Raw genomic sequence first — 24674 nt, 5'->3', positions numbered from 1 at the left:
GTGTATATGTCTTACTCATAAGAGAAAGGTGGGTAGGTTTTTTTTGTCATTTTAAGCGCCAGAACTTGCGAAATGCATCCTAGTCTTATGTTTGCTGCGTCATTCGGTCTAATCGTCCCCCAATCGGCGGACGGGTTCTTACTCTTTTTAGACAACGCAGAGGCAAAGTCCAGCGATGATTTCCAAGTTGACGAGGTGAAGGTGTTCGAAGCATTCGGCGGGGGCCTTCCGGTGTGATCCAAACCGTTAAGTCGAAACACAAAACGTCCGGGCGACCGGGCCGACAAAGGTTCGACGGGGTCAGGCATAGAGTTTTATATGAGTTATCTTATTCTTTGACAATCAGGAGGTTCTGAATATATGTGTGGTATTGTTGGATATGTGGGAAACCGGAATTCCCAAAATATTTTGATTGAGGGTCTTAAAAAATTGGAATACCGCGGGTATGATTCCGCTGGTGTGGCTGTATATACGACGGAAGGTCTGCAAGTGAAGAAGTCCAAAGGCCGCTTGGCGGTACTGGAAACGAAGCTCGGTGATGAGCCGCTGAACGGAACGATTGGGATTGGGCATACGCGTTGGGCGACTCATGGTAAGCCGTCGGACATCAATTCCCACCCGCATACGGACAATTCGTTGAAATTTTCCGTCGTTCATAACGGGATTATCGAGAACTATATTTCCCTCAAGGAAGAACTGACGGCTCAAGGGCACGTCTTCGTTTCCGAGACCGATACGGAAGTCATTTCGCACTTGATCGCCAGCTTGTATCAAGGCGACATTGTGAAAGCCGTTCAACAAGCGGTAACGCGTATGAGAGGTGCTTTTGCTCTTGGCGTGTTGACCGAGTACGAACCAGATAAGCTGGTAGCTGTTCGTTTGCAAAGCCCGCTGATCATTGGCGTGGGCGAAGGCGAGAATTTCATCGGCTCCGATATTCCTGCAATCCTCGAATATACTCGAAACGTGTATATCTTGAATGACGGTGAAATGGCCGTTTTGACACGTGAGGGTGTCGAATTAATGACTTTAGAGGGGAATTTTATTTCCCGGGAATTATTTCATGTCGATTGGGACATCGTAACGGCGGAAAAAGCCGGCTTCGACCACTTTATGCTGAAGGAAATTTACGAGCAGCCTAAAGCGTACCGGGATACGATGGGGTCCAGAATCGATGCAACGGGCAAGAAGGTCGTTCTGAACGAAATTGGTATGACACCGGAGCAGATCAAAGCAATCCGCAATGTTCATATTGTAGCTTGCGGTACTGCCTATCATGCAGGTCTTGTAGGGAAAAGCGTGATCGAGAGCTTGGCACGCATCCCAGTAGAGACGGACGTCGCTTCGGAGTATCGTTATCGTTCCCCGATCATTACACCGCAAACCCTGGTCATCGTGGTGAGCCAGTCCGGTGAGACTGCGGATACACTTGCTGCCCTTCGCGAAGCGAAGCGAAATGGCGCTCGTGTTCTAGCGATTACGAATGTCGTTGGCAGCTCCGTTGCGCGTGAGGCTGACGATGTGATCGTGACCTGGGCCGGTCCTGAGATTGCCGTGGCTTCCACCAAAGCGTACACTTCGCAGCTGATTGCCTTCTATTTGTTCGGATTGTACTTGGCGCAAACGCTGGGAACGAAGGACGAAGCTTATATCGCTGATGTTGTCAGTGCTCTTCAAGAGCTTCCTGCAAAGGTAGAGCACATCTTGGCGCAATCCGAGACGATCAAGGGTGTGGCAGAGCAAGTCTCCACGCACAACAACTTGTTCTTCATCGGCCGCGGCCTGGATTATCACGTAGTGATGGAGGGCTCGCTCAAGCTGAAAGAAATCTCGTACATCCACTCCGAAGCGTATGCGGCAGGAGAGCTGAAGCACGGGACGCTCGCGTTGATCGAAGAAGGCATTCCAGTCATTGCTCTGGCGACTCAAGGCGATCTGTTCGAGAAGACGGTTAGCAATATTAAAGAAGTAAAAGCGCGCGGCGCGCACGTGTTCGGCATTCATGAGGAAGGTGAAGCGGAGCTGGCGAAGGTCGTAGATCAAGTGTTTGCCATCCCTGCGACATTGCCGCTGCTTACACCGGCGTTGTCGGTCGTGCCTCTGCAGCTGCTCAGCTACTATGCATCGCTGGCTCGCGGCAACGACGTTGATAAGCCAAGAAACTTGGCGAAGAGCGTTACTGTAGAGTAAGGTAGTAAGTCCCGATGAGGTAACAATCATTGGGGCTTTTTTGTGTTTTCGGAGCAAGCCCCATATGCTTTATTTGATACATATTGTTAGGTCGGCTGAGTGAGTTATAGTCGATGGAATCACTTATTAAACTTGGATTGACAAAATTGCGGTTAAATATTATCATTATTGATAATGATAATAAAAGTTTGGTGAAGGAGGAGGTTAGATTGAGCAAATCAAGTGCTGATTTAATTCTTCATCCAATACGTATGCGAATCATTCAAGCCTTAGTCGGCGGGGCTCGGCGGACTAGGCAGCAAATCTCGGACATTTTGACGGACGTGCCTCAGGCGACGATGTACCGTCATTTAAATATGCTGCATAAAGCAAACTTGATTGAAGTCGTCGAGCGAAAGCCAATTCGTGGAACGATCGAGAAAGTATACGCTCTTGCTAAGCATGGGGCAGACATCTCGCAGCATGATTTGAAAACCATGAATTCAACTGACCATATGGAGTTGTTTATGAAATTCGTTGGCCATTTGATAGGGGAGTATGGACGATATCTAGGACAAGACGGATATGATTTGGTTAAAGACGGGGTTTCGTTTAGAGAAATAGAGCTTTATTTGAGCGATGAAGAATACATGCAGCTTCTTCAAGACATGCGTGCCTTACTGACGAAGCATGTAGGAAACGAGCCGAGCGGTGAGCGGAGAAGGAGGGCGATTGCAACCATCGTCATTCCAGGGGCGAAGCCAGACCAGCATCGTGCAGATCTTCAGGAGGAGATGGATGAGGAATGACACAGAATCTTGTGGATGGAAGAGAAGCGACGCACATACAGTTTGAAAAAGCAGCGCATAAAGCGAAATATTTTTTGCCGCTATATCTTTTGGTGCCGGTGTTGTATGCGGTGGCTTTTTACTTTAGCGGGGGGGCGATGGAGTGGAACGCTTTTGGTTTAGGTGCCCTTGGGTGGGTGATCGCCTTATTCCTAAGGGGGCCTTTAAGTGCCATCGTCATGAAGATGAAATTAAGCCAAGAGAAAACAACCGCGATCATTGTAGGCTCCTCCGGCGTATTGGAGGAAAGTGTGCGCTTAGTCGTCTTGATGGTAACCAGCACGGCTTTTTCCTGGTCCCTCTCCGTTGGTCAAGGCTGGGCGGCTGTGGAAGTGTTGTTCACGATGGTCAATATCATTGTTATTCTTTCGCTTGCTCATCGTACCGATGAGAAGGCGGTTCAAGCCAAAGAAATGCTTAGAATGCAGGGACAATTAAATACCAGTCCGTTGTGGGGGGTTATCGAACGGATTTTTGCCAGCGCACTGCATATCGGCTTTACGCTTCTAGTTGCCCACTACCCATGGTTGGTTGTCCTATTCATACCTCTGCATAGCATTGTCAATTTAACGGCACTCAAGCTAGCGAAAAAATCGATTGTCCAAACCGAGCTGATGATCGCGATCGTAGGTACAGCTATTCTCGTGCTTGGACTTACAATATAAAAGAGACCCCGGTAGGAGTCTCTTTTGGCGGCTGAATGAATTGTTTTGAAGCCTTACTCTGCTTGGCTATCACCTGTCAGCATTACTGCAGCTAAATACTACACTAATGAGCGTACGGCACATCTCCTCGCTTCATTATGGATTCAAAAACAACATTAGTGGCGTGGATCATCTGGGACACAACACCTCACTAATTTCTTACCGCCGAGATCTATTATGGCCGCCCGGCCAAAGATTTATACAGGCGATGTTGCTGAAAATCTCAAAACTACAATTTCTCCAAGTAAGCTTTCAATTGATCGAAGGTCCCCTTGAAGCCTTGCTGCATGCTCTCGTACATCCCCTTAAAGGCTTGGAGCTCATCCTCAGTGCAGTCAATCGGTCCGCCTTGAAGGGTGATGGTTGTCTTGCCATCCTGCTCCGTAAACGTGACGATATTCAACACCTCAAGCGGCCAAGTAGCGCTGAAAGGTGCACGGATCGTGTTGCCCTCCGCATCGGCGAAGGAGTTGTTGAATACTAGCTTCTCCGGCGAAACAACCTCGCCTTAAATACGAGCTCGCGCGGCGCGTTATACGTACGTGTGATTACTAATCCTTCAGCTGTGGTTTGAAATTCAGGCATTATCCATTCCTCCTAAGGTCGTTTTATGTTTTTAATATACAATATAAGGAATATTCCTTTAAAGGAATATAAAAATCAACTCCATATATCAGTATTTCCCAAAAAACGATGACTCTGATATCAAATAAAAAGGCTCGTCGCGTCTGATCTGCGAGGAGCCCCGGGTCGTTATAATAAATTAATGATTACCTTCCGTATAAATTTGGAACGTAATGCCGAACTTGTCCGATACGATGCCATATAAAGGACTGAAGAAGGTTTCTTGCAGCGGCATGACCACTTGACCGCCATCCTGCAGCGCGTTGAAAATTTGCTGGGAGCGTTCCTTGTCATCCAGCGAGATACAGATCGTCACCTGATTGCCTTGCTGGTGAGGCGAGCCTGGGAAATTATCAGAGAACATAAGGTCGGTTTCGCCGACTTTCAGCATGGCATGAGATACAAGATCCTTAGCTTCTGCTGGCAGCGGAAATTCAGGGTTTTCCGGCATCTCGCCGAACGATTGCAGGAAAAGAACTTGGGCGCCCAGCGCCTTCTCGTAGAAATGGATCGCTTCCTTCGCATTGCCTGGCATCATCAAGTAAGGGGTTAATTTCATCGTCATATCCTTCATCTCCTCGGATTATTCGTTAGTAGACATGGTGCTCTGGTTTGCAGGCAATCCACTTTCCAGTATTGCCCATAACCTGATTATAAAACAAAGAACATATGTTTGCAATTTCAATTTCTTAATTTGACCCTTCATCTGAGATAAGGCATACTAACTAAGATAAAGTCGTTCCCAATCCTTGAAAGATGTGTTAGTATAAGGGAACAAATGTTCTAATACCAAGTGGAGGGAAGCACACACAAAATGAATATGGCTAGTGGAAATACAACGCCAACGACGGTCAGTTCGGACATAAAGAAAAGCGTGCTATGGATTTATTACGTTATCTTTTTCGCTGTCTTGAATGAATCAGTGTTCAACGTATCGACGCCCAATATTGCAGAGCAATTCGGACTGGATGCCGCTGGGGTCAGCTGGGTGGTCACCATTTTTTTCATCGTCTTCGGTATGGGGATGGTGATTTTCGGCAAGCTGTCGGATATGTATAGTGTCAAAAAATTGATTACGATTGGTATCGTTCTCTACAGCTTAGGGTCTGCGCTCGGCTTCGTGCTGCAAAACTGGTATCCCGGCGTGATTCTCGCCAGAGCTATTCAAGGGGTCGGCGGTTCGGCGATTCCAGCGCTCGTTTTCGTTATGGTCGCGCGGTTTTTCACGATGGAAGAGCGGGGGAAAATGTTCGGCATCATTACCTCGACCGTCTCCTTCGCCGTAGGGATCGGACCGGTGCTCGGCGGCTATATCGCGGGATCGCTTCACTGGGCGTACCTCTTTCTGATTCCGCTTCCGGTGCTCGCTGCAGTGCCGTTTTTTCGCAAGCTGCTGCCGAAGGAGACACCTGTAGGAAGTAAGCTGGACCTGATCGGAGCGGTGCTGCTCTGTGTCGCGGTCGCGATGATTATTTTATTTACGACCGAGGCCAAATTGGTCTACTTGCTTGTGGCTCTAGTTGCACTGATCCTGTTCATCGTACAAATTCGCCGGGCGAAGGAGCCATTTGTAGATCCGGCTTTGTTCTCCAATCCGCTTTATCGCAATGGACTGATTGTGGGCTTTCTTATTTTCGGCACGGTCATGTCGGTCATGTTCGTTATTCCGCTGATGCTAAGCAAATTTTATGGGCTGAATCCGCAGATGATCGGGTTTATAATGTTCCCGGGCGCCATTAGCGCCGTCGTCTTTGGTCGGGTTGCAGGGAATTTAACGGTGAAGAGGGGAAGCCATTTCGTCGTGTATCTGGGTCTGGGCTTGATTGCGCTGAGCCTCATGGTGCAGTCGTCATCCATCGGTCTCTGGGTATGGTACATTAGCGCGGCGTTGATATTGATGTATATCGGCTTCTCATTCTTGCAGACGGCGTTAACGGAAAGTGTTACGCAGATTTTGCCGGTTCAACAAATCGGTGTCGGCATGGGGTTCTTTAATATGACATCGACGCTGGCCGGAGCGTTAGTTACGCCGATGGTAGCCAAGGCTATGGATAAGGAGCTGTTCGCTTTCCGCTTCCATCCGCTGCTTTCCGACGCGCGTGCCTACTTGTACGGCAATCTGATTTTGATCTTAAGCTTGATTGTCATCGTAAGTGCCCTCATGTACTTCTACTCATTCGGGAAGCGGTCTCCGCAGCCTGTCAGTGAGCCGGTCTAGATGGGGCCGAATCAAAGTAAAAGTGATATTGGATGTTCTTGGGTAAGCTAAAGTTAAAGCACATCATAGATAAAACGGGGGACGAGGAATGGCGTCTGGCGCTCGGGTATGGAAAACAGGAATCGCTGTTGCGCTAGCTTTATATATTAGCGGCTGGCTGAATTATTCTCCTCCGGTCATTGCAGCGGTTGCGGCCATTTTTGCCATGCAGCCCTCGATTTACAGGTCATGGCGGTATTTCCTGGAGCAGCTGCAAACCAACGTGCTGGGGGCTCTGCTTGCGTTGGCAGCTGGCATGTTCTTCTCCAATAACCCCATGGCCATCGGCATTGTATGTATTTTGGTCATCATTATTTGCTTAAAAATGAAGATGGAAGAAACGATCGGACTGACACTTATTACGGTCGTGGCGGTGATGGAGGCGTCGAGCGATTTTCATTTCGCTTTGAACCGGTTTTTGCTCAGCTTAATCGGCATTGGGTGTGCATGTTTGATCAATGTCATCTTTTTCCCACCTAAGCCTAAGGTGCAGTTTGCCGCGCAAATTCACACCGTATTCGGCAAGCTGTCACTGCTGCTTCGGACGGTCATTTCCGACGAGATGAAGGAAAGCGTGTTCCGTGTGGAGAAGGAGGGGCTGCGCGGCGCGCTGAAAGCCCTCACGGACAAATACACCCTCATGGAAGAAGAGGTCCAGAAGCTTAAGAAGTCCAAGTTCAGCCGCGTCCGTCAGCTGGTTGTTTACAAGCAAATGCTGCATACGCTGTACAAAGGGATGAGTGTGCTCGATGCCGTAGAAGAGCATTACTTCTCCGCCGCCCGCAATGAGCGGATTGACGCTTACTTCGATGGCCATCTGGAGCGGCTCATCAAGTTTCACGAGCATGTGATGCTGAAGTTCGACGACAAGCTGAAGGCGGACACCTCAGAGGGGGGCGGGCTGGAAGCGGAGAATGAGCAGTTTATGAAAAAGCTGATCGATCGTTATATCGAGCAGCCGGAAGGCCATCTCCGACTGTCGGTGGTAGCGGCAGCGATGTACGATTATGGCCATCAAACCTTGAGGCTGGATAAGCTGGTGGATCATTCCAGCGGAGTGGAGACGGACGAGAAGGAGCCGGTAGAGCTGCTGCTCGAAACGATGAAGCTGAAATGACAAAAAAAACCGGAAGGGTGGACTTACCCCTGTCAAGTAGACATTAGAAAAAAGCTATGCTGCCAACACGCACCGATATTCAATCGGTGCGCGTTGTTTCAGTTTGGCCTGGAAGCGCTGGTAATTGTAAAAGTAAATGTAATCTTCCACAGCTTGCCGAATTTCCGCTCCTGATTTACACTGTATAAGGTACAGCTTCTCTGTTTTGAGATGCGAAAAGAAGGATTCGATGCATGCGTTATCCAGGCAGGTTGCTTTGCGAGAGTGGCTGCCTTTAACGCCGAATGCCTCTAATCGTGTGTTGTACGCCTGAGACGTGTATTGGAAGCCTTGATCCGAATGGAGCACGGCGTCCGTTACGTCTCTTTTTCTTGTCCACTGCGTAATGGTATCCAGCACAAGCTGGACATCGTTACGTTCAGACAATTGCCAAGCGACAATCCCGTTGTTGAAAAGATCTTGAATAACAGATAAGTAATGGAAATTCGTTCCATCAGAAATATAGGTAATATCAGTGACCATTTTTTGCTGTGGTGCCGTAGCATGGAATTGTCGTTTTATGCGATTTGGATACACAACAGAGGGCTTGTAATTGGACAGTTTTCGTTTCCTCCGTATGACCGATTGGATCGATAATTCTTTCATGATCCGACATACTTTCTTGTGATTCACATTGTAGCCTGCCTCCCACAAGGCGTTCGTCATACGAGGGTAGCCAAAGGAGGGGTGTGCAAAATGAATGGCCATCATGTGTTCCTTGATCTTATGATCCTTCTCTTGCCTTGCATTTCGCTGAGGCTGTGTAGCTCGCCATTTGTAATAGCTGGCTCGTGGTATTCCCGCAATAGCTAACAGGTCTGTAATGCCGTGTAGATGGCGTAACTCCTCCATGATTTCATAATTCATTCGTTGGGTAGGCGCTTCTCCTTTACTAGATTTGGATACCGCTTTTTTAAGTAATCCACCTGCGCTTTCAGGTAATCTCGTTCTTCCTCAATGCTATGGAAGGACGTGCGAGGACGCCCCCTCAGTAGATTTGGCTCATTTTTACGCACATCGAACGACTCTCCGTTTTGCCATTTCTTCACCCACACCTTCAACTGAGAACAGTTACGAATCCCTTCTCGTTCAGCTACCATCTTGTAGCTCGATGAACCCTCTAAATACGCTTTAACCGCCTTTAATTTGAATTCTTCTGTATACGTCTGGAATGTTTGACCTTTTTTAGCCATAAAAAATATCCCCTCCAAGTGGCACTCGAGCCTCCATGATAACATGAAGGTTTTTTTGAGTGTCTACTTGAAGGGGATAATACCAGGGCGCATGAAGTGCTCTTTCGGTTTTTTTAATGAATGGCTGGGCAGGCTGTGTTAAAAGAACGGACGGAACGGCGTGCTAATTAAGGCAATGGCCAGCAGATCGAACAACACCAGCGGAATAATGAACGGGAAGAAGGAGATGGTCGCTTGATGACGGGAGCTGCGGGGGGGCGTCATTTGCAAATACACGCGCTCGCGATCGAGTTTGACGATTTGGCCTTCGAACGTACCCTGAGCAGTCGTAATGCGGACATGTTGTTTCATATATTTTTTGCACAGGCTATAGTTTCTAGTAGCGGACAACGTAAGCACCTCCAAACGCGTGGAATAATACTAGTATATGAATGACTCTAGCATGCGTGTGGGTGGGAGAGCATAGAGTAGAAAAGAGCTGATAGCCGCTAGAAACGACGGGGTACGGCCGTTCCTCGCTGTAGGCGATTTGACAACCGCGCAGCGGGAGCTTTATGTTTCTAACAGAAGTGGATGTTTCTTACCAATGAAAGGATGAACAACACATGGCTTTGCGATTCGAACAATTTGAATATGTACGCCCCGATATGCTTCGGCTTCAAGCGGAGATGGAGGAGCTACTGCAAGCATTTACCCAAGCGGACTCCCCCGATGAGCAAGAGGGTGTGCTGAGTGAGCTAAACCGGCTGCGCAGCGTGTTTGAGTCGATGGCGGCGATTGCGCGCATTCGGCATACGGTCGATACGACCGATTCGTTTTACAAAGCGGAGCAGGATTTCTTCGATCAAAATACTCCCGTCTACCAAGGGCTCATATCGCGGTATTACGAAGCGTTAATGACTTCTCCGTTCCGCGCCGTACTGGGAGAAAAGTGGGGAAAGCAGCTGTTTCGGATTGCCGAACTGACAGTGAAGACGATCTCGCCGGAGGTGATGGATGAGCTGCGCCTCGAGAACAAGCTGGCCTCCGATTATGTAAAGCTGACGGCGTCAGCCAAGATCGCTTTTGACGGAGCGGAGCTGAATTTAGCCCAACTGACGCCCCACACGCTCTCCACGGACCGAGCGACACGCAAGCGGGCGGAGGATGCGAAGTATGCTTTTTTTGCGCAGCATGAGGCAAAATTGGATGAGATTTACGATCAGCTGGTGAAGGTGCGGACCTCCATTGCCCACAAGCTAGGGTACTCCAACTTCGTGGAGCTAGGGTATGCTCGGATGAAGCGCTCCGATTATGACGCCGCCAAGGTAGCGGTGTTCCGTGAGCAAGTGCGGACTCATCTAGTGCCGCTCGCCTCGCGGATTCGCCGACAGCAGACGCTGCTGCTGGGTGTGGAGCAGCTGACCTATTACGACGCTAAGTACCGGTTTCCGTCCGGTAATCCGACCCCTAAAGGAGATGCAAATTGGATTATTGCGAACGGAAAACGGATGTACGCGGAGCTATCTCCGGAGACGGATGCTTTCTTCCGGATGATGACGGAGCAGGGTCTGATGGATCTAGTCAGCAAGGCCGGCAAAGCGGTGGGCGGCTACTGCTCTTATATCAAAACACATAACGCTCCGTTTATTTTCTCGAACTTTAACGGGACGTACGGCGACATTGATGTACTGACGCATGAAGCGGGGCATGCATTTCAGAAGTACATGAGCCGTCATCACGTTGTGCCGGAATATTTGCACCCGACGCTCGAGGCTTGTGAAATACATTCGATGAGCATGGAATTTATCGCTTGGCCATGGATGGAGCTGTTCTTCCAAGAGGAGACGGAGAAGTACAAATACGCGCATCTGAGCGATGCCATTCTGTTCATCCCGTACGGGACAGCGGTGGATGAGTTCCAGCATTTCGTGTACGAGCACCCGGAGGCGACGCCGAACGAGCGAAAAGCTAAGTGGCGCGAGCTGGAACGGATCTACCGTCCGGACTTGGCGCTGGAAGAAAACGACCTGCTGAACCGCGGCGGATATTGGTTCCAGCAGCGGCACATTTTCCGTACGCCGTTCTATTACATCGACTACACGCTGGCACAAATCTGCGCGCTGCAGTTCTGGGTACGATCCCGTACCGACGCCGGGCAAGCGTGGGAGGATTACCTGCGTTTGTGCAAGGAGGGTGGCAGCAAGTCGTTCACTGAGCTGGTCGAGGTCGCGCGGCTGAGCTCTCCGTTCACGGAAGGCACGATTGCGCCGCTCATGGCTGTCATTGGAGAGTGGCTGGAGCAGGCGGATATTTCACGGTATTAAGCACCAGATAGGCTGAATGGTTAATGGGTTAAATTAAAAAGGAGGCTGCCGATTTTGTCGGCCGCCTCCTTTTTAATCATTCGATCGTCTGATGCTTCAAGGGATTGTCTCCCATCCAGGCCTGTGGATAATACAGCGTATTGCCAGCAAAATAAAGCGACGTTGCACGTGCGCCCATAAGCTCCGTCCATTGCGAACCGTCGACCCGAAGCTTTCCAATCGTTGCGCTGCCCATGATGCCGAACATGCCCGCGACCGTGTAAATCCAGCCATCATGATAGCTTAGCGTTGCGATCGGCTTATCGGAAGTGTACACCGGGATGACCGCTTGGCTGTCAGGCCTCATTTTGCTCAGCTGCTTGCCGAAAATATGAGTAAAATAGACCCAGCCGTCGATTACAAACACACGGGTAGCGCCTGTCTGCAGCAGGGTCTGCCCGGAGCCATCGAGGTTCATCGCGTATAACTGGCTTTCGCCGGACGTCTTCTGAGAGATGTAATAAACCTGATTGCCGCTCACGACGAATTGCTGCATATAATCACTGCTCGTCAGCGACTGATCTCCTGTGCCATCCAGCTTCATTGTATGAAGGCCATCCATCTTGTAATACCCGCCGCCAGTCATGCCCTCCACAGACAGAAAGCTTTGATGAATATAATAAATCGAATCACCCTGCACCCAAATTTGGGAGGTTGGCTCCGAAGAAACCTGCGCTCGCTGCGTACCGTCGGTTTTAATCCGATACAAGCCTAGCAACCGACTCTTGGACGGATCGGCTGCAGTGTAGTACACCCAATCGCCCACTACGTTAATGGACCTCGCGTTGTCATCGGACAGCTTGATTTCTTCGCCGCTGGCTTGATTGACTTTCACCAGCTTATTCGGACCGTCGTAGCTGCTGGTCGGATTCATATAAATCCAATCGCCGGACACCGCCACCTGACCACCATTCGCTAGATTGAGCGTGTCGGTTTGCTTAGCCTGTGCATCGGCTCCACCGTCACACGATTGAATGCCAAACCCGTGAGCGGTGTCCCAGCTTGTGTTCCATCCGAAGTCATCGTGCGTAAAAGCCCATGTCATCGGGAAGTAGGTGATGTCTTTATAGAGCAGGACAGGATACGGTTCCTTCGAATTGTAGACGGTCCGGCCATTCACTTGGACGGGAAACGGGACGAGCGTCGCATATTGGCTGACGGCGTTGGTGTTGATCTTCGGCGTCAAATCTTGCTGGAGCGGCTCACAGGCAGCCTTCTTTTGCAGAGATAAACCGTTCTTGGCATCCCAAGCGACCGTTAAGGCCAGCGCTGCAGTATTAGTCCATGTCATCGGAAAATAAGTGATGTCCTTATATAGTAGAAGGGGATAGGCGCTGTGCTTCACATCCATCATCGATCCATTCACGGCTACCGGAAACTCGGGAAACCCGACCTTGACTGAGACGGAAGAGGGGGCAGCTTGCACAACCGGATCGGGAACCGCAGCAGTAATGGATAAACCGATCAGCAGCGCACACAACGCGGATTTCGTTGGTTTTAACATAGGCAGGTACCACCTTCGGAGGATAGATTTGTTCGTGTTAGTTAGACGCAGTGATACCGCGAAAAGTTACAGGGCGGAAAAAAATACCCTAAGGGCTGAATTGCCTCCCAAATCAGGTGAAAAAGCCGCATTCTCGTTGCTTTAGGCCTATAGACTCCGCTTGGCATTAGGGGCAGTGAGTGAAATAATAGAAAGAAATCGGTTTCAGGGAAGGCATCCTTAGAGAGGCGGAGTACGCAGCATGCAAAAAAATGTCATCATTTTAGCCCTATTTTATGCGTTTATTTATATGAGTACGGGGGCGTTTTCGTCGTATATCGGGCTGTACTTCACAGAGGTAGGCATCGGCAACTCGGAGATTGGGATTCTCACCTCCATTGGGGCGATTGTCGGCCTGTTCGCTCAGCCCTACTGGGGACTTCTGACCGATCGCGCCAAGTATAAAAACCGCGTATTGATCGTCTGCACCCTGATGTCCGCCGTCACGGTTTGGCTGGTCCCTTGGGCCGGAACCGTATTCGTGCCGCTGCTCATCGCTATGGCGCTGTTCAGTCTGTTCCAGATCGCCATTAATCCGCTAAGCGACGCGATTACCTTGGAGCTGTCCTCCAAAGGCGTGGTGAAATTTACGCGCATCCGCTCGATCGGATCGGTCGGCTATGCCATCATTTCGGTCGCGGCAGGCTGGTTGTTTGCCCGAAATATTCATACGATTTTTTTAATCACGTCCATAATCCTGTTCAGCTGCTTCTTGCTCTCCTTGGGTATTCCGAAGGTGGAGGGACATCAAAGCGGGAAAAACAAAGTGAAGCTGGCCGCCATTTTTCAAAATAAGCAGCTCGTTATTATTTATTTGTACACGCTGGTCATGGCCACGACGATGGGATTCTTTCTGGCGTTTCAAGCGATTTACAGCAAGGAGCAGGGTATCAGCATGCAGCTGATCGGGATTGGGCTGGCCATCGGGTCCTTCAGCCAATTTCCGTTCATGATCTTTTTTAAACCGATCTATGAGCGATTTGGGATTCGCAATATTTTGCTGGTATCGGGTCTGGTTCACGCGGTGCGCTGGCTGCTGTACGCTTATGCGCTGACGCCGGCGACGGTGCTGCTCACCTGGATTCTCCATGGGGGCACCTATATCTTGTTCTATCTGTGCTTAGCCGAGTACGTCAATCAGCATGTCATCAAGGAGCTGAAGGCCACGGGACAAATGCTCAATTCGCTGATTCAGCTGACCATGGGTAAAATCATCGGCGGAATGCTGGGAGGCTTGTTTGCCGCACATTTCGGATTTCAGTCGGCGTTCGTCTTCTGCTTTGCGATCAGTGTGCTGTCGATGGCGGGATTTTTCATAGCCAGTCGAAAAACGAGGGCGGTAGAGCAAAGCAGCACGGTGGGCGTTTAAGTTGGGAAAGCCGGGTAAAAAATGGCATGAAAATTTTTGAAAATGTGTTGATACATCACAAGGTTAACCGCTTTACCTAATATTTACGTGCATTTTACACAACAGGTATTGAATTGTGCGTTTATCACGGCTATAATGTGAATTGTAAGATAATTAAACCGGTTTAATGAGAACCGGTTTTCATTAGCCGAATCATTAAACCGCTTTAATGATTGCTAAACATTTGAATGGGAAGGAAGATCATGTGGCTACGATAGACGATGTTGCGAAAGCCGCCGGGGTTTCCAAGGGAACCGTCTCCAGCGTATTCAGCAAGAAGAGACCCATCAGTAAGCAAGTGACGGAGCGGGTTCTGAATGTGGCCAAGGATATGGGATACTTCCCCAACCATGTTGCACGAAGCTTAGCGATTAAGAAGACGATGATCGTCGGACTTAAAATGCCGATATCCAAAAGCAGTAATTTGTCGGGGTTTGAGATTCAGATGATCAACGGGGTGACGAAGGAATGCTCCCAGCAAGGCTACCGGGTACTGCTCGATACGCTGCCAGAGCACGACGATCCTACGCAGTTCTCGATGGATCCCGTGGATGGCGTCATCATGCTGAACCCGCGGAAGCAGGATCCCCGAATTGAGCGCTTCAAGCAGATGGGTATCCCGCTCGTCCTAGTCGGTCGACCTGATCCCGAAGATGAAACCGTTTCATTTGTCGATAATGATAACCGGCAGGTGGGCTTCATGGTAGGGGATTACCTGCTTAAGCAGGGTCATTCATCGATCTTATTCCTCAACTCGGCTGCCGATATGACGGTTGCGGTCGATCGTGAAAGCGGTTTAGCGGAGGCGTTTCAAGCTCACGGTGCCTTATGGCAGCAGAACCATGTCCTCAACTATTCGCGGAAGCTCCATAAGAGCCCGGTTGAATACGGTTACATGGCTATGATGGAAGCCTACAAGCAGCTGAAGTATACCGCAGTAATCGCGGATACCGACCGCGTTGCATTAGGTGTGCTGCGGGCAGCGAGAGAGCTTGGGATCGAGGTGCCGGCTGATCTGTCTGTGATCGCGCTCAGTAATGACGCGACGCTGGCGCAAGAAGTCACGCCGAGGCTGACCTCCGTGGAGCTGGAAGTGGAAACGCTGGGCTCGGAGGCGGCGCGCATTTTGTTGGAAATGATGGGAAATCCTGATGTTGTGTGCAATAGAATTGTGGAAGGCAAGCTCGTGTTCCGCGATTCGTGCCAAATAAATTCAACTATGAACGAGATGGGGGAGTAACACAAAATGAGCAAAAAAATGCTTAGTTCCATGGCAGCCATGACGCTGCTCGTTGGCGCTCTTTCCGGCTGCGGCGGAGGAGACAGCAGCAAGCCCCAAGATCAAGCGGCCAAGCCAGGCGATACCGCTAACAAAGAAGAACGTACGCTCCGCGTAATGGCTAACGTAATCGGCGGCAAAACGCCGGAAGAGAACACGCAGTTTGAGCAAGAGGTTAAGCGTCTGACCGGCATCACAGTGAAATGGGAAAAGCCGTCTGCAGACTATGACCAGAAGATGCTTGCGGCGATTTCCTCCGGTGAGAAATTCGACTTGCTGCAGGTCAGCAAAGAAAAGATGAACATCTTGATGGAGCAGGGCGTACTCCAGCCTCTCGATGCTCAAATCAAAGCTTCGAAAACGCTTTCTGACCCTAACGTTCTTCCAACGGGTGAGTGGGAGCAGGTCAAAGCGAAAGACGGCAAAATTTATGGCGTGTTTACGAAATTCCAAGGCGGTACGATGCCGATCATCCGTGAAGACTGGGTGCAAAAGCTCGGCCTGAAGGATCCGAATACCCTGGATGAATATTACAACGTATTGAAAGCATTCAAAGAGAAAGATCCGGACGGCAACGGCAAAGCCGATACGTACGGTCTGACCTTCTCCGGCAAGCCGGACCTGTATGAGCTGCAAGGCTTCTTCAGTGCCGCAGGCCTCAAGCAGCGCTATGTCGTGCAGGACGGCAAGAAAGTGGTTCCTTATGCCACCGATGCGGCTGTTCCGGTATGGCAGTGGCTGAACAAGCTGTACAAAGAAGGCATTATTGATCCAGACTTCGTAAACAACGACACCGGAAAAATGCGCAACCTGTTCCTTGGCGACCGCGCAGGCATGATCACGTACTGGGATGCATGGGTAGGTACGCTGAACAGCACGCGTCTGCAGCAAGACCCGAACACGAAATTCCAAGCCAAAGGCTTGCCGGGCGTACCGGGACCAGATGGCAAATATATGCTCCGCCGCGGAGATCCGGATGTTTGGATTATCCCTGTGAACGCTCCGCATCCGAAGACGGCGTTTGAATTCATCGAGTGGTGGCACAGCAAGGACGGAATTACGCTTGGAAGCATCGGGATCAAAGATGTGGACTATAAAGACAATGGCGGCAAGCTGGAGCTGACCGAGCAAGGTAAGGCACATGCGCAGGATCACGGTACACCGTTCTGGTACAACAAGAACGTGCCGAATCCGTTCGGTCTTTTGCCGGGCGTGAAAGAAGCGCAGGAGCTCGTAGTGAAATATGCAACGCTGGAGCAGACGCCATCGAACTGGGCGGATGCCAATAAGATCATCAACACCTACGGCATCAAAGCCATTACCGGCGAGCTTCCTGCTGCGGATGCCGTGAAGAAAATGCGTGACGAGCTGAAGGCGCAAAAGCTGATCGATTAATCGACCCTACAGGACCCATAGGGTGCTGTTGCAGCTGGCGAAAGATGAATCAGGAGGAGAGGAAGCGGGAGGCAGCCTGCTTCCTCTCTTCCGATTAGTAAACCTACCGACAGGATGTGAATCCCGCTTGAAAGCCGTTTGGAAATATAAGTCCTTATACCTCATGATGATTCCCATTGTCGCTTGGTTTGGTATGTTCTCGTACTATCCGCTCATTCGCGGTTTAATCATCAGTATGCAAAATTACCGCTTGATCGGAAACCGGCCATTCGTCGGACTCGACAATTATAAGATGGTGCTCACAGACCCCGCGTTCTGGGATGTGTTTGGCAATACGCTGGTCATTAGCGGAGGCGTGCTGCTGCTCGGTCTCATTATGCCAGTCATCTTGGCCTTATCGTTAACCGAAGTCGCAAGCGCATGGTTTAAGAAGCTTTCGCAAACGATCGTGTATTTCCCGCATCTGTTTTCGTGGGTCGTTATCGGCGGGATCTGGATTATGCTGCTGTCTCCGGATACAGGGATTGTGAACCAGATTTTGCTCGCATTGGGGATGGAAAAGCCTATTGCGTTCATGTCGCATTCGAGCTCGGCCCGCTGGGTCATCGTGCTCTCCAACGTCTGGAAGGACATGGGCTACTACTGCATTTTGTACCTGGCCACGATTGTCGGCATCAATCCCAGCTTGTATGAAGCGGCCACGATTGACGGGGCCAACCGCTGGCAGGCCGTACGCTACATTACCATTCCACAGCTATACAATACGATGAAGGTGGTCGTCATGCTGATGGTGATGGGCATTCTGCGTATTTTTGACCAGATTGTCGTGATGCGTAACGGCGCGATAGCGAGCAAAGTCGATGTCGTCATGTATTACACGTTCCAAAAGGGGATTATCGAATTTAAAATCGGTCTCGCGACCGCCGCCGGATTTTCTCTGATCATCATGACGCTCATTTTGACATTTGCGGTTAGGAAGCTAATCCGTTTGGACGAGGGGTGAGACAACCGATATGAATTCCAGCCTACAAAAAAAGAGTTTCGCAAGCCGGGTTTTTGATATCATTAACGTGCTGTTCTTGCTTTGCTTGGTCTTGACCATGGTCATTCCTTTTGTCAACACCTTCGCTCTGGCATTCTCCACCAACCTAAATTCGATGAAGCCGAGCATCATTCTTTGGCCTGAGCCGTTCAGTATCGAAGGGTTCGCGACCGTTTGGAACCGGATGCAGCTTTACACACCGGTGCAAAACAATACGATTGTTACGCTGGTAGGCACAGCAATGCACGTTATTTTAGCCGCATTGGCCGGCTATGTGCTGGTTCAGCCGGGGCTGCCGGGCAAAAAGCTGATGCTGTCCTTTATTTTGATTACGATGACTATCCCGTCGGAAGCAATTATGATTCCACTTTATGTTGTATACAAGGATCTGCACCTGCTGAATTCCTTATGGGCGTTAATTAATTACGGTTTGATCGGCGGCTTCAGCATTCTTCTCATGCGCAACTACTTCTTGTCGGTGCCCATTGAGATGAGCGAATCGGCACGGATTGACGGGGCTGGTGATTGGCGGATTTTCTTCACCATGTACCTGCCTTTGGCTAAAGCAGGGCTCGCTACGGTCACCTTGTTCGAATTCGTCTCCAAGTGGAACCACTTTACGCCGGCGCTGCTGTTCATCAACAATCAGGCCAAGTATACGCTGCAAATTGCGCTGAAGGCGCTCATTATCGACTCGGATGTGACGTCCAGCAACTTCATCGTGACGACGAACGTGCGAATGGCGGGTATCGTCATTGCGGTGCTTCCGCTGATGATCATTTATCCGTTTGTGCAAAAATATTTTGTCAAAGGCACGATGGTTGGAGCCAATAAAGAATAAATACGACAGGAGAATCCACCGATGAATCATGGAGAACGAGTACGTTCGGTAACGACCCTTACACGCACGATCGCACATTCGGAGCAAAGCACCTATCTCGAGGTTCCTTTCGAAATGCCGGAGAACGTGGAGGAGCTGCATGTCTCCTACGTGGTGGAATCACATGGCGAGCCGAAGGCGGTCATTGACCTTGGCGTGAGGGATGCCGCTAGAGTGAGAGGCTGGAGCGGGGGCGCACGCTCGGAGTTCACGATCGGCCGGGAAAAGGCGACGCCGGGCTACCTGCCAGGAGAGCTGACGCCGGGCAACTGGGCGGTGCTGCACAATGCCTACAAGATTCCAGAGGCCGGCTGCACAGTAACGGTTACCGTGGAATGCGTGTACCATACGCCGCGCTGGCTGAAGGGCGACCTGCATATGCACAGCGTGCACAGTGACGGTAAATTTACACTGGAGGAAAATGCAGCGATCATGGAGGAGCTGGGCTGCGACTTCACCGCCATGACCGACCATAACGCCGTCAGCCAAAACTACGCTTATCCGCGCAATACGAGCATCGTCATGATTCCGGGGACGGAGTTTACGACCAATTTTGGCCATAGCAACTTCCTTGGGGTTGCCGATCCGATTAAGGATTTTCGCGTCAAAGGGCAAGAGGATGTCAATGCCAAGCTCGCCGAGGCGCGCCAGAATGGTGCCAAAATCGTCCTTAACCATCCGCACTGCGATTTTTGCCCCTGGGAATGGGACTTCAATGTGGATCACGACTGGGTGGAAATTTGGAACGGACCGTTCACGGCACGGAACGAGCGTGCGCTGCAGTGGTGGCATGACCAGCTGGTAAGCGGTCGAAGACTGGTCGCCATCGGCGGCAGCGATACGCATCGCCCGGATCCGTATGTAAAGCATGCGATGCCGTGCACGTGGGTGTATGCTTCGGCGAAGACGGTGGACGGCATTCTGGATGGCATCGGACAGGGGCATGTGCTGATCACGTACGCACCGGACGGTCCTTTTGTGGACTTGAGCTGCGGCTCTTATATGGTGGGCGATGGTGTGCCTGCCGGCGAGTTGGCGCGTGAGGTGCGTTTGCAGGCGGATGATTTGAAGGCGGGCGATCGCGTGAAGCTCCTCAGCAGCAGCGGAGTTGAGCAGGATGTTGAGGTGACGGAGGACGGAGCGCTGACGCTGCGCTGCAATGCAGCGGGCAAACGATTTGTTCGCGCGGAGGTATGGCGACAATTCGAGGCGGCAGGAAAAATGCTGCTGGCGACGGTGACCAACCCGATTTATTTTGACTAATTCGTGCAGATGAGGTGATGGCAGTGGACATGACATTGATGACATTCAATTTGCGATATAACACGCCAAACGATGGCGATAACATCTGGACGAACCGACGGGATGGCGCGGCTCAGCTCATTCAGGAGCATGCCCCTCTCGTCGTCGGGACGCAGGAAGGCTATCATGTGATGCTGACCGATCTGCAGGAACGGCTGGAAGCGTACTCCTGGATTGGTCAAGGACGCATGGGCGGATTGGAGAACGAGCATTGCGCGATTTTTTACCGGCATGCTGAACTGGTCGTCGTGGATCAAGGCCAATTTTGGCTCTCCGAGACGCCGCAGGAGCCTGCTACCAAGAGCTGGGACAGCAATCTGCCGCGCATTTGTACTTGGGCCCGGTTTGCTTGTCGCGAAGGTCGGGGCGAGTTTTTTGTCTATAATACACATTTGGATCATATCGGCCAGCAGGCTAGAGAGTACGGCGCGATGATGATCTGGGATTTGCTGAACCGGCATCGCAGCGAGTTTAATCTGCCTGCCATCGTGATGGGCGACTTGAACAGTCGGCCTGATGAGAATCCGATCCGCTTCCTGCGGGGGGAGATCGAGGCTGCTGGTCGCAAGACGTGGCTTAAGGATGCATATACGGCGCTGTCCGGTCCGATCGGCTATACCGCGCATGAATTCAAGGGGCTAGTCGATGGCGAGCCGATTGATTATATTTTCGTCACGCCGGAAGTGGATGTATTGGAGACTGTCGTGGAACGGCGTATGATCGCGGGCCGGTATCCGTCGGACCATTATCCGGTCATTTCTAAAATTCAATTGAACGAGGAACGATAATATGAGCGCAAGCCTGGAAAAGATTTACGTCGTTTTTAAAACTCACTTTGATATCGGTTTCACAGGCTTCGCTTCTGATGTCGTAGCGCAGTACCGTACGGAAATGCTGAAGGATGTCATTGAAATTTGCGATAAAACGAGCGGCAACGCGGAGCACGAAAAATATGTGTGGACGATGTCGTCCTGGCCGCTGCTGCAATCCATTCAAGGGAGCGAGCCTCAGGATCAGGAGAAGGCGCTCGAATTTTTGCGGGACCGCCAGCTGATCTGGCATATGCTGCCTTTCACGACGCATACGGAGTTTTGCGGGATGGAGGAGTGGATCCGGGGGATGTACGTGTCCCGCGGGTTGTCCGAGCAGTTCGGCTACCGGCCGAAGGATGCGAAAATGACCGACGTGCCGGGGCATACGTGGATCGTGCCGTCGATTTTGAAAAAAGCAGGCGTGCAGTTCTTGCACCTGGGCTGCAACGGCTTCTCGACGCCGCCGGATGTACCGCCGGCCTTCTTCTGGGAAGGACCGGACGGCGAGCGGCTGCTCACGTTCTACTCCAAGGGCGAATACGGCACGGGGCTGACGCCTCCGGAGGACTGGGAGTTCCCGGTGTGGCTCGCGCTTACGTCGACCAGCGACAATCACGGGCCGCACAAGCCGTCGATCATCGACGATATGAAAGCGGAGATCGCGGAAAAAGGGCTGAAGGCCGAGCTGCACATTGGAAGCTTGACGGACTTCGCGGAGGATTTCTTGTCGCGCAATCCGGAGCTGCCGGTCATTCGCGGCGATTTGGCCGACTCCTGGATTCACGGGGTCGGAACAGCGCCGCGGGAAGTATCGCGGGTGCGCGAGCTGCGCGACCGCATCACGGTGGCGGAGAGCGCTATGTCGCTCGACTTGCTTGGTGGAGAAAAGGCTGCAGATGCTTCTGCGGACATGGGGCTGATGAAGCAGCACATTGACGACAGCTATGAGCATACCCTTTTGTTTGGCGAGCACACGTGGGGGATGGACTGCAAGACGTTTCTGTTCCCGCGGAAGTCTTACGACAAGAAGGCGTTCTTGAAGGATCGCCAAAGCGAGCGCTACCAGCGGATGGAGCAATCCTGGCAGGAGCAGATCGATTACTTGAACCAGGCGGAACGCTCGCTTGAAGCTGCGCTGGAGGTACTGGGAAGCGGAGTGGAGAAGCAGCTTCGCGTATATAACTATCTCGGCTGGAGCCGAGATGCTTGGGTGACGGTAGCGCCCGAGGATGTACCGGCAGCTGGCGGCGTGCTGGTAGATGGTGAAAGCGGCGAGCGGCTGCTCACCGTGCCTGGTGAGGACGGCGGCGTTCGGGTGGAAGTGAAGCGGATTCCTGCGTTGGGCTATAAGAAGCTGGTTTGGGCTGCCGCGGATGCGGAGGCTGCTGGAGAGGCGTCGGAGACGGCGGGTTCGAGTACACTTGGGGCTAGCCTGACCGAGAAGGAAGCGGTACTGGAGAACGGGCATCTCATCGTGCGGATCAGCCGGGAGACCGGTTGGATCACCAGCTTGTACGACAAGCGGTTGGACAAAGAGTGGGTGGAGCCTCATGCGGAAGGCTTCGGGCGCTTCGAGTACAACGTGTATTCCGCCGATGATATTACCCGATATATGAAAAAGTATGCTTATCGGTTCCATGACTGGGGCGTGCACGATTTTGGGAAGAAAGACTACCCTGAGCGGCAGAAGCGGGAGTCGTACAGCACCGTGCTCAAAGATCTGCGCATCGTTCGGGAGCCGGGCTCCGTCCGGGTGGAATGCACAGCAGCAAGTGATTTGAAGTCAGTGGCAGAGTACGGCAACGCAGCTGAGATCGGCTGGAGTTTCGTGTTGAACGAACAGCCTCACGTTGATATGGAGTGGCGCTTGCGTGGCAAGGAGGCGACGCCGCTGGCGGAGTCCGGGCACATTTTGTTCCCTCTGCAGATCGAGAATCCTAGCTACCGGATTAACAAAATGGGCAGCGTCATCGACCCGTGCACGGATATTGTCCGTTCGTCCAGCACACTGCTGCATTGCGTGGAAAGCTTCGTCGATGTCTCCGACGGACGTGCAGGAATGGCGGTTGTCCCGCTTGATTCGCCGCTATTGTTCATCGGTCGCAACGGCATGTGGGATTTCGAGCCGGATTACAAGCCGGAAAAGCCCGAACTGAACTTCAACCTGTTCAACAACTGGTGGGGCACCAACTTCCCGCAGTGGGTCGGCGGGGAATTAAAGTATCGCTACCGACTGATTCCGCATGCAGGAGACTGGCGGGAAGGCGCTGTATGGCAAAAGGCGCAGGAAACGGTAGCTCAACCACGGGCGATGAAGTCGGATTCTTCGCGGGTTGAGGCCGGAAGACTGGAGCTGCTGCCGCAGGGCTTGCACGGTTTGGCTGTGACATGCCTCAAGCCGGCGGAGGACGGCGACGGCTTTATCCTGCGGCTGCGCGATTGGCTCGGCGAGGCAAGAGAGGTTAGTGTAGTCTTCTCCGAGCTCGTGAGTGAGGTGGTGCTGACCGATTTGCTGGAGTATGACGGCGAGCGGCTGCAGTTGATGCCGAATGCTAGGGGCGAGGGGAAAGCGGTGCGCTTCCAAACGGAAGCGTTTGGCATTCATACGCTGCGGCTGCGGAAACCTTCCGGTTTACATTTCTAATCCCGATAGCGTATGATTAGGTATCATATTTGCTTGAAGCTAGGAAGGAGTACCGGATGAAGCCGACGATCTACGATGTAGCCGAAGCGGCAGGCGTGTCCATCGCCACAGTATCCAAGGTCATCAACGGGACAGGGCGGATCAGCGACAAAACGAGAAAGCATGTCCTGGATGTGATGGAGGAGTTAAAATATAAGCCCAGCATGGTGGCTTCCGCTTTGACAGGGAAGAGCACGTTCACCATTGGACTGACGATCCCGGATTTGGCGAATCCGTTTTTTGCGGAGATTGCTCGGGCGGTGGAGGACCGGGGGCATGAGTACGGGTTTAATGTGTTTATTTGCAGCACGGACAATGATCCCGAGAAGGAAGTCAAATATTTCTCGCTGCTGACCCAGAAGCGGGTGGACGGCATTATCATCGCTTCACGGACCCAGAAGGACCAGTTCCTCAAGCGGCTCATTCAGCATCAGATTCCGATTGCGATGATTGCCAGGGAGATGCCGACGCTCGCCGTCGACACGGTGATGGTCGACGATTTCTTGGGCGGCTACCAGGCGGGCAGCCATCTGATCGAGCTCGGCCACCGGCGAATCGCCATGATCGCCGAGGATATGAGCGAGATGAGCAGCCGGGAGCGGGTGCGCGGCTGTCGCCAGGCGATGCTGGACGCGAAGGTGGAGCCGGATGAAGCACTGATCGTAGTCGGCGGCTTCGCGGTGGAAAGCGGCAAGGCGGCGATGGATCGGCTGCTCGAGCAGGACCACAAGCCGACCGCGGTGTTCGCCTGCAACGATGTGCTCGCCATCGGTGCGATTCAATCGGCGCGGCAGCACGGGCTGCAGGTGCCAAAGGAGCTGTCCGTGATCGGCTTCGACAACACGGTGCTGGCGACGATCGTCGACCCTCCGCTGACGACCATTGCGCAGCCGATTCAGGATATCGGCCGACAAGTGGTCGATCTGCTAGTGGAAGAGATCAAGGGCGAGAAAGCGCTTAAGCAGCGCGTCTTGCTCATGCCGCAGCTGGTCGTACGCAGCTCGTGTGCTCCTGCTCAGTGAGTCAGGTCGTTG

General features: G+C 51.8%; 20 protein-coding genes and 1 pseudogene. 15 read left to right on the top strand and 6 right to left on the bottom strand.

Annotated elements, in window-relative coordinates:
- Positions 1-360 precede the first annotated feature (360 nt).
- The 3 genes from glmS to FPZ49_RS18750 all read left to right on the top strand — a co-directional run bounded on the left by glmS (position 361) and on the right by FPZ49_RS18750 (position 3682).
- The gene (glmS, locus tag FPZ49_RS18760) at positions 361-2190 is read left to right on the top strand and encodes a glutamine--fructose-6-phosphate transaminase (isomerizing) (RefSeq protein ID WP_144849776.1); all 1830 of its coding nucleotides are present in this window, start codon (positions 361-363) and stop codon (positions 2188-2190) included.
- Between the two features lie 209 nt (positions 2191-2399).
- Positions 2400-2978 (top strand): helix-turn-helix domain-containing protein, encoded by a 579-nt coding sequence (locus tag FPZ49_RS18755; protein WP_186445906.1) that lies wholly within the window; start codon positions 2400-2402, stop codon positions 2976-2978.
- Positions 2975-3682 carry a YhfC family glutamic-type intramembrane protease gene (locus FPZ49_RS18750; RefSeq protein ID WP_144849772.1) on the top strand — a complete coding sequence of 236 codons (708 nt, stop codon included), beginning with the start codon at positions 2975-2977 and terminating at the stop codon, positions 3680-3682. The genes FPZ49_RS18755 and FPZ49_RS18750 overlap by 4 nt, the downstream gene beginning before the upstream one ends.
- A gap of 268 nt (positions 3683-3950) precedes the next feature.
- On the opposite strand, the pseudogene FPZ49_RS36865 reads toward FPZ49_RS18750, so the two are convergent.
- Positions 3951-4214: pseudogene (locus tag FPZ49_RS36865) on the bottom strand (SRPBCC family protein); the annotation flags it as partial.
- Positions 4215-4484: 270 nt separating this feature from the next.
- Positions 4485-4910, bottom strand: a complete 426-nt coding sequence (locus tag FPZ49_RS18740; RefSeq protein WP_144849770.1) for a VOC family protein — start codon at positions 4908-4910, stop codon at positions 4485-4487.
- Between the two features lie 249 nt (positions 4911-5159).
- Between FPZ49_RS18740 and FPZ49_RS18735 the strand changes: the two genes are divergently transcribed.
- Positions 5160-6563, top strand: a complete 1404-nt coding sequence (locus FPZ49_RS18735; protein WP_144849768.1) for an MFS transporter — start codon at positions 5160-5162, stop codon at positions 6561-6563.
- 88 nt (positions 6564-6651) lie between these two features.
- On the top strand, positions 6652-7719 hold the full coding sequence (locus tag FPZ49_RS18730; protein WP_144849766.1) for an aromatic acid exporter family protein: 1068 nt from the start codon (positions 6652-6654) through the stop codon (positions 7717-7719).
- Positions 7720-7773: 54 nt separating this feature from the next.
- Here the strand turns inward: FPZ49_RS18730 and FPZ49_RS18725 are convergent, their stop codons facing one another.
- From FPZ49_RS18725 to FPZ49_RS18720, 3 genes are all read right to left on the bottom strand, one after another.
- Positions 7774-8625 (bottom strand): IS3 family transposase, encoded by an 852-nt coding sequence (locus FPZ49_RS18725; RefSeq protein WP_391563839.1) that lies wholly within the window; start codon positions 8623-8625, stop codon positions 7774-7776.
- Entirely contained in the window at positions 8622-8951 is a 330-nt protein-coding gene (locus FPZ49_RS37495) for a transposase (protein WP_391563838.1), read from the bottom strand. Before FPZ49_RS37495 ends, FPZ49_RS18725 begins: the two co-directional genes overlap by 4 nt.
- Positions 8952-9089: 138 nt before the next feature.
- Positions 9090-9350, bottom strand: coding sequence for a hypothetical protein (locus FPZ49_RS18720; RefSeq protein ID WP_391563837.1), 261 nt, complete (start codon positions 9348-9350; stop codon positions 9090-9092).
- 212 nt (positions 9351-9562) lie between these two features.
- Here FPZ49_RS18720 and FPZ49_RS18715 point away from each other — a divergent pair, with 212 nt between their 5' ends.
- Entirely contained in the window at positions 9563-11257 is a 1695-nt protein-coding gene (locus FPZ49_RS18715) for a M3 family oligoendopeptidase (protein ID WP_144849798.1), read from the top strand.
- Between the two features lie 76 nt (positions 11258-11333).
- Here FPZ49_RS18715 and FPZ49_RS18710 read toward each other — a convergent pair whose 3' ends face one another.
- Entirely contained in the window at positions 11334-12800 is a 1467-nt protein-coding gene (locus FPZ49_RS18710) for a DUF5050 domain-containing protein (protein ID WP_144849762.1), read from the bottom strand.
- 241 nt (positions 12801-13041) lie between these two features.
- Between FPZ49_RS18710 and FPZ49_RS18705 the strand changes: the two genes are divergently transcribed.
- The 9 genes from FPZ49_RS18705 (at position 13042) to FPZ49_RS18665 (ending at position 24662) form a co-directional block, all read left to right on the top strand.
- Complete coding sequence (locus tag FPZ49_RS18705; RefSeq protein ID WP_144849760.1) at positions 13042-14208, top strand: MFS transporter; 1167 nt, start codon at positions 13042-13044, stop codon at positions 14206-14208.
- 244 nt (positions 14209-14452) lie between these two features.
- Entirely contained in the window at positions 14453-15487 is a 1035-nt protein-coding gene (locus FPZ49_RS18700) for a LacI family DNA-binding transcriptional regulator (protein ID WP_144849758.1), read from the top strand.
- A 6-nt stretch (positions 15488-15493) separates the two neighbouring features.
- Positions 15494-16921 (top strand): extracellular solute-binding protein, encoded by a 1428-nt coding sequence (locus FPZ49_RS18695; protein ID WP_144849756.1) that lies wholly within the window; start codon positions 15494-15496, stop codon positions 16919-16921.
- 127 nt (positions 16922-17048) lie between these two features.
- Positions 17049-17924, top strand: coding sequence for an ABC transporter permease subunit (locus FPZ49_RS18690; RefSeq protein WP_144849754.1), 876 nt, complete (start codon positions 17049-17051; stop codon positions 17922-17924).
- A 10-nt stretch (positions 17925-17934) separates the two neighbouring features.
- Positions 17935-18804 carry a carbohydrate ABC transporter permease gene (locus FPZ49_RS18685; RefSeq protein ID WP_144849753.1) on the top strand — a complete coding sequence of 290 codons (870 nt, stop codon included), beginning with the start codon at positions 17935-17937 and terminating at the stop codon, positions 18802-18804.
- A gap of 21 nt (positions 18805-18825) precedes the next feature.
- Positions 18826-20106, top strand: a complete 1281-nt coding sequence (locus tag FPZ49_RS18680) for a CehA/McbA family metallohydrolase (protein ID WP_144849751.1) — start codon at positions 18826-18828, stop codon at positions 20104-20106.
- Positions 20107-20135: 29 nt separating this feature from the next.
- Positions 20136-20933 carry an endonuclease/exonuclease/phosphatase family protein gene (locus FPZ49_RS18675; RefSeq protein WP_261381484.1) on the top strand — a complete coding sequence of 266 codons (798 nt, stop codon included), beginning with the start codon at positions 20136-20138 and terminating at the stop codon, positions 20931-20933.
- Position 20934: 1 nt separating this feature from the next.
- Positions 20935-23601, top strand: a complete 2667-nt coding sequence (locus FPZ49_RS18670; RefSeq protein WP_144849747.1) for a DUF5054 domain-containing protein — start codon at positions 20935-20937, stop codon at positions 23599-23601.
- Positions 23602-23657: 56 nt separating this feature from the next.
- Complete coding sequence (locus FPZ49_RS18665) at positions 23658-24662, top strand: LacI family DNA-binding transcriptional regulator (protein ID WP_144849745.1); 1005 nt, start codon at positions 23658-23660, stop codon at positions 24660-24662.
- Positions 24663-24674: the final 12 nt, after the last annotated feature.

This window comes from Paenibacillus cremeus (assembly GCF_007786445.1).
Lineage (GTDB): Bacteria > Bacillota > Bacilli > Paenibacillales > NBRC-103111 > Paenibacillus_G > Paenibacillus_G cremeus.
The sequence above is the reverse complement of the archived record's forward strand: the minus strand, read 5'-3'. Positions and strand labels throughout refer to the sequence as shown.

What these genes read in the sequence shown, in the direction of transcription:
- glmS (WP_144849776.1), top strand. Translation starts at nt 361, where the DNA reads ATGTGTGGTATTGTTGGATATGTGGGAAACCGGAATTCCCAAAATATT.
- FPZ49_RS18750 (WP_144849772.1), top strand. Translation starts at nt 2,975, where the DNA reads ATGACACAGAATCTTGTGGATGGAAGAGAAGCGACGCACATACAGTTT.
- FPZ49_RS18740 (WP_144849770.1), bottom strand. Translation starts at nt 4,910, where the DNA reads ATGACGATGAAATTAACCCCTTACTTGATGATGCCAGGCAATGCGAAG.
- FPZ49_RS18735 (WP_144849768.1), top strand. Translation starts at nt 5,160, where the DNA reads ATGAATATGGCTAGTGGAAATACAACGCCAACGACGGTCAGTTCGGAC.
- FPZ49_RS18730 (WP_144849766.1), top strand. Translation starts at nt 6,652, where the DNA reads ATGGCGTCTGGCGCTCGGGTATGGAAAACAGGAATCGCTGTTGCGCTA.
- FPZ49_RS18725 (WP_391563839.1), bottom strand. Translation starts at nt 8,625, where the DNA reads ATGAATTATGAAATCATGGAGGAGTTACGCCATCTACACGGCATTACA.
- FPZ49_RS37495 (WP_391563838.1), bottom strand. Translation starts at nt 8,951, where the DNA reads ATGGCTAAAAAAGGTCAAACATTCCAGACGTATACAGAAGAATTCAAA.
- FPZ49_RS18710 (WP_144849762.1), bottom strand. Translation starts at nt 12,800, where the DNA reads ATGTTAAAACCAACGAAATCCGCGTTGTGTGCGCTGCTGATCGGTTTA.
- FPZ49_RS18705 (WP_144849760.1), top strand. Translation starts at nt 13,042, where the DNA reads ATGCAAAAAAATGTCATCATTTTAGCCCTATTTTATGCGTTTATTTAT.
- FPZ49_RS18695 (WP_144849756.1), top strand. Translation starts at nt 15,494, where the DNA reads ATGAGCAAAAAAATGCTTAGTTCCATGGCAGCCATGACGCTGCTCGTT.
- FPZ49_RS18685 (WP_144849753.1), top strand. Translation starts at nt 17,935, where the DNA reads ATGAATTCCAGCCTACAAAAAAAGAGTTTCGCAAGCCGGGTTTTTGAT.
- FPZ49_RS18680 (WP_144849751.1), top strand. Translation starts at nt 18,826, where the DNA reads ATGAATCATGGAGAACGAGTACGTTCGGTAACGACCCTTACACGCACG.
- FPZ49_RS18675 (WP_261381484.1), top strand. Translation starts at nt 20,136, where the DNA reads ATGACATTGATGACATTCAATTTGCGATATAACACGCCAAACGATGGC.
- FPZ49_RS18670 (WP_144849747.1), top strand. Translation starts at nt 20,935, where the DNA reads ATGAGCGCAAGCCTGGAAAAGATTTACGTCGTTTTTAAAACTCACTTT.
- FPZ49_RS18665 (WP_144849745.1), top strand. Translation starts at nt 23,658, where the DNA reads ATGAAGCCGACGATCTACGATGTAGCCGAAGCGGCAGGCGTGTCCATC.